This window comes from Streptomyces sp. NRRL S-495, from assembly GCF_000966955.1.
Classification (GTDB): Bacteria; Actinomycetota; Actinomycetes; order Streptomycetales; family Streptomycetaceae; genus Kitasatospora; species Kitasatospora purpeofusca.
The window spans coordinates 1-8,516 of record NZ_JZWY01000959.1; the positions used below are offsets into that span (position 1 = coordinate 1).

The 8,516-nt window shown below is 72.9% G+C and carries 9 protein-coding genes and 2 pseudogenes; 6 read left to right on the forward strand and 5 right to left on the reverse strand.

The genetic code is table 11. The features are described from left to right. Positions 1-616 (reverse strand): annotated as a pseudogene (locus VR45_RS37005) (DUF2637 domain-containing protein); the annotation flags it as partial. Positions 617-730: 114 nt separating this feature from the next. Beyond that, positions 731-1,510 carry a GntR family transcriptional regulator gene (locus tag VR45_RS37010; RefSeq protein ID WP_234326539.1) on the reverse strand — a complete coding sequence of 260 codons (780 nt, stop codon included), beginning with the start codon at positions 1,508-1,510 and terminating at the stop codon, positions 731-733. 225 nt (positions 1,511-1,735) lie between these two features. Between VR45_RS37010 and VR45_RS37015 the strand changes: the two genes are divergently transcribed. From VR45_RS37015 to VR45_RS37035, 6 genes are all read left to right on the forward strand, one after another. After that, positions 1,736-1,987: a hypothetical protein gene (locus VR45_RS37015; RefSeq protein ID WP_045944325.1), complete on the forward strand. Its 252-nt coding sequence runs from the start codon at positions 1,736-1,738 to the stop codon at positions 1,985-1,987. Then, positions 1,987-2,163, forward strand: coding sequence for a hypothetical protein (locus tag VR45_RS47550; protein WP_159394498.1), 177 nt, complete (start codon positions 1,987-1,989; stop codon positions 2,161-2,163). Before VR45_RS37015 ends, VR45_RS47550 begins: the two co-directional genes overlap by 1 nt. 158 nt (positions 2,164-2,321) lie before the next feature. Next, the gene (locus VR45_RS37020) at positions 2,322-2,768 is read left to right on the forward strand and encodes a hypothetical protein (RefSeq protein ID WP_045944326.1); all 447 of its coding nucleotides are present in this window, start codon (positions 2,322-2,324) and stop codon (positions 2,766-2,768) included. 3 nt (positions 2,769-2,771) lie between these two features. Then, positions 2,772-3,296 carry a hypothetical protein gene (locus VR45_RS37025; protein ID WP_045944327.1) on the forward strand — a complete coding sequence of 175 codons (525 nt, stop codon included), beginning with the start codon at positions 2,772-2,774 and terminating at the stop codon, positions 3,294-3,296. Beyond that, a complete protein-coding gene (locus VR45_RS37030) occupies positions 3,296-4,339 on the forward strand; it encodes a hypothetical protein (protein ID WP_045944328.1) in 1,044 nt (347 codons plus the stop codon). The genes VR45_RS37025 and VR45_RS37030 overlap by 1 nt, the downstream gene beginning before the upstream one ends. A gap of 861 nt (positions 4,340-5,200) precedes the next feature. Continuing rightward, on the forward strand, positions 5,201-5,398 hold the full coding sequence (locus VR45_RS37035) for a hypothetical protein (RefSeq protein ID WP_045944329.1): 198 nt from the start codon (positions 5,201-5,203) through the stop codon (positions 5,396-5,398). Positions 5,399-5,556: 158 nt separating this feature from the next. Here the strand turns inward: VR45_RS37035 and VR45_RS37040 are convergent, their stop codons facing one another. The 3 genes and pseudogenes from VR45_RS37040 to VR45_RS47555 all read right to left on the reverse strand — a co-directional run. Beyond that, on the reverse strand, positions 5,557-6,894 hold the full coding sequence (locus VR45_RS37040; RefSeq protein ID WP_045944330.1) for a hypothetical protein: 1,338 nt from the start codon (positions 6,892-6,894) through the stop codon (positions 5,557-5,559). A 690-nt stretch (positions 6,895-7,584) separates the two neighbouring features. After that, positions 7,585-7,842 (reverse strand): hypothetical protein, encoded by a 258-nt coding sequence (locus tag VR45_RS37045; RefSeq protein ID WP_045944331.1) that lies wholly within the window; start codon positions 7,840-7,842, stop codon positions 7,585-7,587. A gap of 64 nt (positions 7,843-7,906) precedes the next feature. Beyond that, positions 7,907-8,516, reverse strand: a pseudogene (locus VR45_RS47555) (hypothetical protein); the annotation flags it as partial.

Genomic DNA, 8,516 nt, shown 5'->3' on the forward strand with positions numbered 1-8,516 from the left:
CCTGCTGCTGCTGGGCGTCGCGGTCGGCCTGTTCACGGATCAGCTGCTGCTGGTGTTCACGGGCTTCGCGTTCACGGCGCTCGTCGTCCGCGCGCTGACGGTCGTGCTCCTCGCGGGCGCGCTGTTCACGGGCGTCGCGGTCGGCCTGTTCACGGGCCAGCTGCTGCTGGTGTTCACGGTCCAGTCGGTCGAGGGCCCGGGTGATCGATCGGCGGTAGGCGAGGCCGGCCTCGCCGGTCGCGATGAGCAGAGCGGGCGCGACGGCGTGAACACCGACCCCGACCCAGTGCCGTTCCAGCGCGGACCAGCCGACGTTCAGCGCGAGCGTGAACACCCCGGTGAGCCACCGCAGGATGGCCGGCCACACTCCGGCCTCACCGCCGAGGCGAGCGACGGTGGAGTCGAGCCGGATCACGATGACGACCGCGGAGTCGACCACCAGCGGGAGCACCGGGGCGGTCCAGCCCCAGCCGTCCGGGCTGACCGACTCCACCAGCGGCGTGACGGTCAGGACGCTGTAGAGGATCGCCCCGGCGGTGATGGCCCAGGTGCCGAGGCTCAGGGTCCGCTCGGCAGAGTCGACCTGGGCCCGGGTCATGGTCTTGGTGCTGATCACCGGGCCACCCCCGGGTGGACCAGGCGATACTGGATGGTGTGGAACACGGGGTACCTCCGTGGATCACGGGGCCGCTCCGGAGGGCAATTCCGGTGCGGCCCACTCGTTGGTCGGTCAGAACTCGCCTTCGTGGCTGATCACGGTCTCGGCGGAAACCACCTTGATCGCCGTCTCGACCGCCCGCCCATCGGCCAGCCACACGGTCCTGACCACCTGCTGGATCCAGGCCGGGGCAGTGAGGCCGAGCGCCTGGCGCTCCTGCCCGGTGGACTCCCGAGAGGTGATCTCCTCCCTCCACCTGGACTGCACGCTGCCGAGACGCTCCGCCGCCAGCTCGCGTGACGCACCGGTGGACACCGGCTCGGCCAGCTCCGGGGTCGCCTCGACGACGTACAGCGGGTAGTACGACGAGCTCATGTGCACGGGCACTCCGCCCCTGCGGACAAGGCGCCGGCGAAGCTGCACCGGGCTACCCGGGTCGATCCCCAGTCGGGCGGCGACGGTCTCGGTGGCACCGACCCGGCCGACCTCCAAGATCTCGGAGGACTCGTTCTTCTTGAGCGCCCGGCCCGTGTTTGCCCAGGTCTCAACGCGCGAAGCGACGTTCGCGCTACCCGACGGGGCCACGACGGTGCCGCCGCCGGTGGTGGCCAGCGTCAGGCCCTTCTCCCTCAGGACCTTGAACGCCCGCGAGGCGGTCTGTCCCGCCACATCCCACTGCTGCATCACCTCCCGCTGGGTCGGGAGTCGGTCGCCCGGCTTCAGCTCTCCGGACTCGATGAGCCCCTCGAAGTGCCGGGCGATCGCGATGTATCCAGCCATGCCGTCCCTCCTTTCTGTGCGAGCGTTCGAACCGCTCGCGCTACCTAGAAGGTAGACCACAGAGACGTGCACTACCAAGGGGGTAGCGCAAATTCCCGCCGTGCCCTACCTTAGGTGATGCAAGCGAGCCCCGCCCGGATGCGACCCGGACGGGGCTCCGGCCACCCCCTGCAAGGAAGGGACAGCCATGTCCGACGGTAGTACTCACGTCCCCCCGATCACCCCCGAGGACGTCGCCCGTGCGGCCGGCGCCGCCCGTCGCCTGCTGGCCGTGCTGGTGGGCAAGGGCGGTGTCCGATGAAGAGCAGCATCAACCTGCCGCTGGTCGGCATCGCCCGCCGTGACGGCGCCGACGGTGTCGCCTACCGCACCGTCACCCCGGTGCCGATCGACGTCGTCAGCGGCCTGGTCCGCGAGTCCTGGTGCAGCCGGATCGCGGTCACCGACGCCAGCAGCGACGGGCAGTGGCCCGCCGAGTTCCGCGCGATGTGCGTGTACGAGTCCCAGCCGTTCGTCCTCACCGGCCTCATCGGGCGGAGGAGCAACTGATGTTCCCCCGCTCCGAGGCCAAGCCCTCGACCCGCACCGCAACCCCGGCCTCCCACGTCGACCCGGACACCGGTCGCACCTGGACCGCCGCCGACTACGACGAGGCCCGCGCGAACGGCCGCGTCGTGCACGCCCCGCGCACCGACCACAGCCGCGACCGGCTCGGCCAGTCCTGACCGCCCCCGGGCCCGGCCGAGCCTCATCGGCCGGGCCCGCTCCCCGACTTGGAGACCGCCGTGATCGGCACGCTGTTCTGCCTGCTCCTGGTCGCCGCCGACGGCGCGCTGGCCTGGTACTGCATCCGCCTCCTGGCCCGCCGCGAGGGGTGGAACCGATGACCAACCCCACTCCCCCTCAGCCCAGTTACGCGCCGACGCCGGGCCTGGTCACCGACCCCTGGCACATCCCCGGCCAGCGGCCCGCGACCCTGCCGCCGGCCTTCGCCGCCCCGGCCGCGATCCGCGAGCTCCCGGCCGACTACCACCACACCGTGGACTGGCCCCGGGTGCGGCGCGCGGCCCGGGCCTGCTGCCGCCCGGCCGTCCTCCTCGGCCTGGCCGCATCGCCGCTGTGGGCCCGGTTCGCGCTGCCGCTCGCCGAGCAGCACGGACCCGGCGCCGTGATCGGCCTCGGCTTCATGACCGTGTTCTGGACCGGCGTCGCCCGGGCCAGCGGCCGCGTCCACCCCGCCCTGACCACCGCCGTCCTGGTCGCCGTCGGCGCCGGGACCCTCGCCCTCGTCCCCGCCGCCCTCGCGCACTACTACCTGCTGGAGAGCTGACCCATGGACCTCTTCACCGTCACCGACACCGTCAACCGCGCGGGCAGCGCGTTCGGCTTCTGCACCGCCGTGTCCACCGGCATGGTCATGTACTTCAAGGACGGGCACACCATCCGGGCGCTCAAGCCGCGGACGGTGTGGCTGCCCTGGAGCGGTGCGGCCGTGACCATGGTCCTGGCCTCCGCCGTCACCGGCGGCGCCGTCAACAAGGCCGCCGCCGCCGTCACCGGCTCGGGCAACAGGACCGGCCAGGACATCAGCTCCTTCGCCCTCGGCAAGGCCGACTCGGCCAAGGCGCCCATCGCCGTGACCGAGGTTCTCTCCTACTCCGGCTCCTGGCTCGCCCTGACCGCTGTCGTCGGCCTCGGCCTGTCCATCTGGTACGCCAAGGGCTGGCAGCCCCGCCTGCTCGCGATCTCGGGGTGCGTCACCGGCGCCACCTGGGGCATCGCCTCCTCCGTCGGCGGCTGGACGTCCAAGGTCAGCATCCCGCTGGTCTCCTGGCTCGGGGACTCGGTGATCGGCTGATGACCACCGCACCCGAGACCACCCAGCCCCCGGCCCCGAAGACCGGCACCCCGCCGACCCTCGCCCGCACCGGCGCCGGCGCCGGACACATCGCCGTCGCCCTGGCCCACTGGGCCGGAGGCCACACCATCGGCCCCGAGGAGATCACCCGGCGCATCGTCAAGGCCCGCGCCGACGCCCACGCCGCCGCCGTCGCCGAGCACGCCCGCCAGGCCCGCGCCGCCCACAAGAAGGCCCGGCGCCTTCGCCAGCGCGCCGAGCTGAACGGCGGCCTGGTCCCCGCCGACCAGACCGCACTCGTCGCCGCCGACCACGAGGCCCAGCGGCACGACGCCGCGATCAGCGCGCTGGGGGAGTTCACCGCCCCGGTCCTCGACCCCGGCCAGATCCGCCACCGCCGCCACCGCACCGCCGCCGCGCGGTGCCTGGTCCTCACCCTGCCGCCGACCGCCGTCGTCGCCGGATCCTGGATGTGGTCCGGGTCGGTGTTCCTGTTCTCCGTCGTCGGCGCCATCGGCGCGTGCGTGGCCCGGGGCGACCGGCCGTTCCAGCTCACGGTCCGGCCGGTCCCGGCCGAGCTGATCGCCGCCACCCCGCACGTCCTGCCCACCGCCCCGGCCGAGGTCGTCGCCGAGCCCGTCGCCGAGCCGGTCGCGGTCGACGCCGGCGCCTGGCGCGAGGAACTCCAGCTCGCCGTCGAGCAGCTGGTCGCCGTCGCCGACCTCGACGGCCGCGCGGGCGTCCACGTCTCCGACATCCTCGCCTCGCTCCAGCAGTCCCGCCGCTTCCTCGGCGCCACCACCAAGACCCTCCCGAGCACGCTCCGGGACGCCGGGATCCCCACCGAGGTCGTCAAGATCAAGGGCGCCGTCCCCCCGTCCGCCCTCGGCGTGCGCTACGACAAGCTCGCCCAGGCCCTCGGCCACCAACCCCGCCTGCCCGCCCACCTCGTGCCCGACATCACCGTCGACGAGGACGCCGACCCGGCGGGGGAGTACCCCTCTCCCGACCACTCCCCCGCCCCCCGAGCCGCCACCGGCTGACGGTAAATCCGCAGGCCACGCGTTTACCGTTTACCTTTACCGCCCCGTTTACCGCTCCCCGAGAGGGGATGTCGATCAAGAACCGGAGCCCCCGTCAGCACCCCGCTGGCGGGGGCTCGGTCATGCCCGGTGTCGAAAACTTTCTCTACTCACTCAAGGCGGGGCGGCCCCCGCCGCCCCGGCCGGGCATGCGGCCTTGCGGCCGTTCCGGGCCGGGCGCCAAGGCCGCCCACCGGTCAGCACGGGGAGCCTCCGGCGGGCCGCCTGCGGAGGGATGCCCTCGGATTCCGGGTGCGGCGTGCGTCGTGGTGCTGGCTCGACCCGGCCGGGGAGCCGCCCCCTCGATGACGGCGCCACAGGCTCGCACGGAACCCGGGGGCCCGGCCCCCGACCGCGCGCACCCGTGACCGACTGGGGAGCCGGAGCCGGACCCCCGGAACCCGTGCCAGGGACAAGCCCGCCGCCAACGAGGGAACGACCCCCCGCCCAGCCCGACCCATGGGGAGGGCGGTCGGCGGGCCGAGCGCGAAAAGGCCGGCCCCGCGGTTCGGTCCCCGCCGACTCCTGGCGGTCCCGATCGAGCCCGGCCTGACTCGCCGACCACCCCGCGATGACGTACTGCACGTCACCGATTTCACGTACCGATCGGCGACGAGCACCAGGACGTCGAGCACCACCAGGAGCACGCCGAGCCCACCGAGATTTCGCGCGGACACACCCTTGCATCACGACCCGACGGACACCCGTGCCGAGATGCAAGAGCTGTCACGAACCCGGCCCCCGCCCGCCGGCCTTTTCACAACGGCGCAGTCGGTCGCACCTCTGGCATCTCGGCGATCATGGTCCGGGTACGGTCCCGGGATGAGCACTCCCCGCCGCCCGCTGTACCGCCGCGACGACGTCGACCAGACCGCCGAGCCCGCGCTCGCCGGCGCCCGCCGCCTCCCGATCGAGGCCGCGGTTCTCGACGTCGACCACGAGCACCAGGACGTCGCCGTCGTCGACCAGGCCGACGCCCGACCGCACCGACGCCGCCCCCTCGGAGGCGGAGCAAGTTAGTGGGTACGGTCACCTTCCGGCGCCGCCGAGGCGGAGCGAGCTAGTGCCCTGGACCGTCCAGCAGGACGGTCCAGGGCGGTTACTGGGCGGCACGGCCCGGCACAGCCACAGCCCCGGCGGCCACCTGCAGCGATGCGCCAAGGTCGGGCCCGGGTCGGTCAGCCGACACCCCGGATCCGGTCCATCGCCTCCGCCACGTCGACCGCCCGCTGTGCGGCGACGGTCCGGCGGCGACGGCGGAATTCGGCGGCCGCCATCTCCTCATCGGTCACCGGCTCCGGCCAGCCCTGGGCGACCGGCTCCGGCCCGGCCTGAGTCGAGAGCCGCCAGGTGATGCCGTCGTCCGAGGTGCCGTGCACCGGGTCGTCCCGGTCCACTGCGGCCGCCGGCGTCGCGGTGTCGGTGCCGTCCTCCGGCGGGGCCTCGAAGACGTCCTGCCCCCACCTCAGTCCCCAGCTCTCGATCAACGTCCGCACCCCGGTCTCGCCGAGTGCCTCGGTCGCCCGCAGCAGCGCGAGACGGCGGCCCGGGTGGTAGGCGACGTGCCGGTACCAGGTGCGGGCAGGGATGACCGCGACCGCGCGCAGACCCTCGCCCTCCTCCGCCGCGATCTCCGCCTCGGTCCGGACGTCCTGCTCAATCTCCAAGGACTTGATCAACTTGTTGAGGCTCTGGCTCCGGTAGTGCTTGCGGACCTTGTAGACCCCGCGCTCCCGCTCCCGGTACCGCTCCGTCAGCGGGCCCGGCTCGCCGAGCTGCAGCAGCTCTTCCGCCGCCAGGTCGCCGAGCTGCAGCGGGCTCATGCGGTCCCAGCCCCGGCCGTCCTTGAAATCCGTCCGGGTGAGCTCCATGCCGATCCGGCCGGTGCCCTTGTCGCCGTCCTTGTACAGGTACTTGGCCGTCTCACCCTCTTCGTCGGCGCCGATGAACCGGACGTCGGTGCCGTGCCCTTCGCCGCCGCAGGAGCACCCGGGCCGGTCGCACTTCATGCTGACGTCGTACCCGCCGGCCGCGACCACGGCGTCACGCCAGGTCTGCGCGACCGCGCGCCGGAACCGGTCGAGCAGCTGCTGCCGCGCGTCGCCGACCAGAGCCGGGTCGACCTTGAGCACCCACAGCACGTGCCAGTGGAGGTGGAAGCCGCTCTCGGAGCCCCAGGTGTCCTCGAAGGCGCGCTCGTACCCGACGATCCCGTACCCGTCCCGCAGACGCCGCCACGGGCGCCCAGCGGACCCGTACGCGCCCTTCCAGGCATCGTGCAGCACCGCGACCAGGCCGCCGCGCTGGCCGTCCCTCAGCGTGCCGTACGGCATCCGCTTGAAGTGCCGCAGCGTGTTGGTGCCGAGAGCGAGCACGTAGCCGGCCGCCGCCAGGCCGTCGGCCGCGAGCTGGACGTTCGAGGCGCGGACCGCGAGCACCTTGCTCATGCAGACCGGGCAGAGGTGCACCGAGTGGCAGGTCTGCACCCCGGAGAAGCTCGCGGCGGCGCCCGTCATGACCCGCGCCTCGCCGCCAAGCAGGCGCGTTCCGCACTTGCAGAAGGCCGACCCGAGCGCCACCGTCTGGTGCCGATCCCGCCGCTCGTACCGGCCGTCCCGACCCCCGTCAGCGGACGATGTCCGTTTCGGGGCGGTTCGCTCCCCAGACCCCCTCTGACCTGGGGTGGACGGAATTTTTCCCTTACTACTAAAGCGCCCGCCCGTTTTTGGTGCCCCAGATGCCGCCTGACCTGCGACGTTGCCGGTTGAACCCGGGGCGTTTTTGGCCTTGGCGAGGATGCGCTTCGCCTTGCTCTTGCAAGATCCAGAGCAGTAGGTCGGGGTGACCTTCCCGAGGGTGATCACGAGGCCCTGGCCGCAGAGACGGCACCTCGGGCGCTTCGCGGCGCGAGAGGGCGGCTGGACAGCAGAACGCGCCACGTCGCTGGGCGAAACGCCGGACAGCGGTGGCGCGGAGATGGGGGACTTCCGTACGCTGGACAACAGGCCTCGGTTCTTAGTGGGACGAGGTCGGCTACGCGAAGGTCCGGTCCTGGCAGACCGGGCCTTCAGCCGTTTCTGGAGTTGATCCCCTGATCCTGCCTCACCCGGCGGACGGCCGTGGCCGTACGCGCCGATCGGGGCAGGTGGGGTTTCGAGGGGCCGAGAGAGGCCCGGACCGTGCTGGTCCGGGCCTCCGACGTTTGGTCAGCGCTTGCGGGCCTTGGCGGTGATCACGTCGATGCAGCCGCCCGGCAGGTCGATCGTCCAGTCCAGGTCGTCGAGGGTGATGTCGTGCTTCGCGGCAGCGGCGAGCAGGTCGTCCAGGAGGGCGGCCGCGTCGATCCGCTGCTGGGTGGTGATCGGGTCGCCGCCCCGCTGCACTTCGGCGATCCGCGTCCAGGTGCCACGGCCCTTGGCGTCGGTGTAGGCGGAGGGACGTCGCACCGGGATGTCGTTGGTCATGGTCGGATTCTCCTCCGGGTGGGCCGGGCGCCGGCCTTTCGGCGGGCGCCCGGCCAGCGGTCGACTACGCGGCGGCGGCTGCGAGCTGCTTGCGGGCGCTGACCCAGCCGGTGGACCATCCGGTCCGGTCGGCGAGGTCGCGGACGCTGAGCCCGCGGTTTTCCTCGATGAACGCGAACGCGGCGGCCTCGGTCATCTTCGCGGCCGCCGTGGTGTTCACGGTGTTCACCGCCTCCACCTTCGGGGCCGGGCGGGCGCGTTCACGGTCGGCCTGCTCCTGGGCGGCGCGCTGTTCACGGGCGGCTTGCTCGGCGCGTTCACGGGTGTCCCGGGCGCGCTGTTCACGGGCCTCCCGGTCGGCCCGTTCACGGGCCTCCTGCTCGTCCCGGTCCTGCTGTTCACGGGCGAGGCGGTCGGCCCGCTTCTGGTCCTCCCGCTGCTGCTGGGCGTCGCGCTGGGCCTGACGCTCGGCAGCCTCGTGGGCGAGGCGATCGCGCTCCAGTCGCTCCTCCCGGTCCGCCTGCCGCTGCTGGGCCTCGCGGGCAGCCTGGCGTTCGGCGGCCTCGTGGCCGAGGCGGTCCGACTCCAGCTTCGCCTGGTGGTCGCGCTCGGCCTGCTGCTGCTGGGCGTCGCGGTCGGCCTGTTCACGGATCAGCTGCTGCTGGTGTTCACGG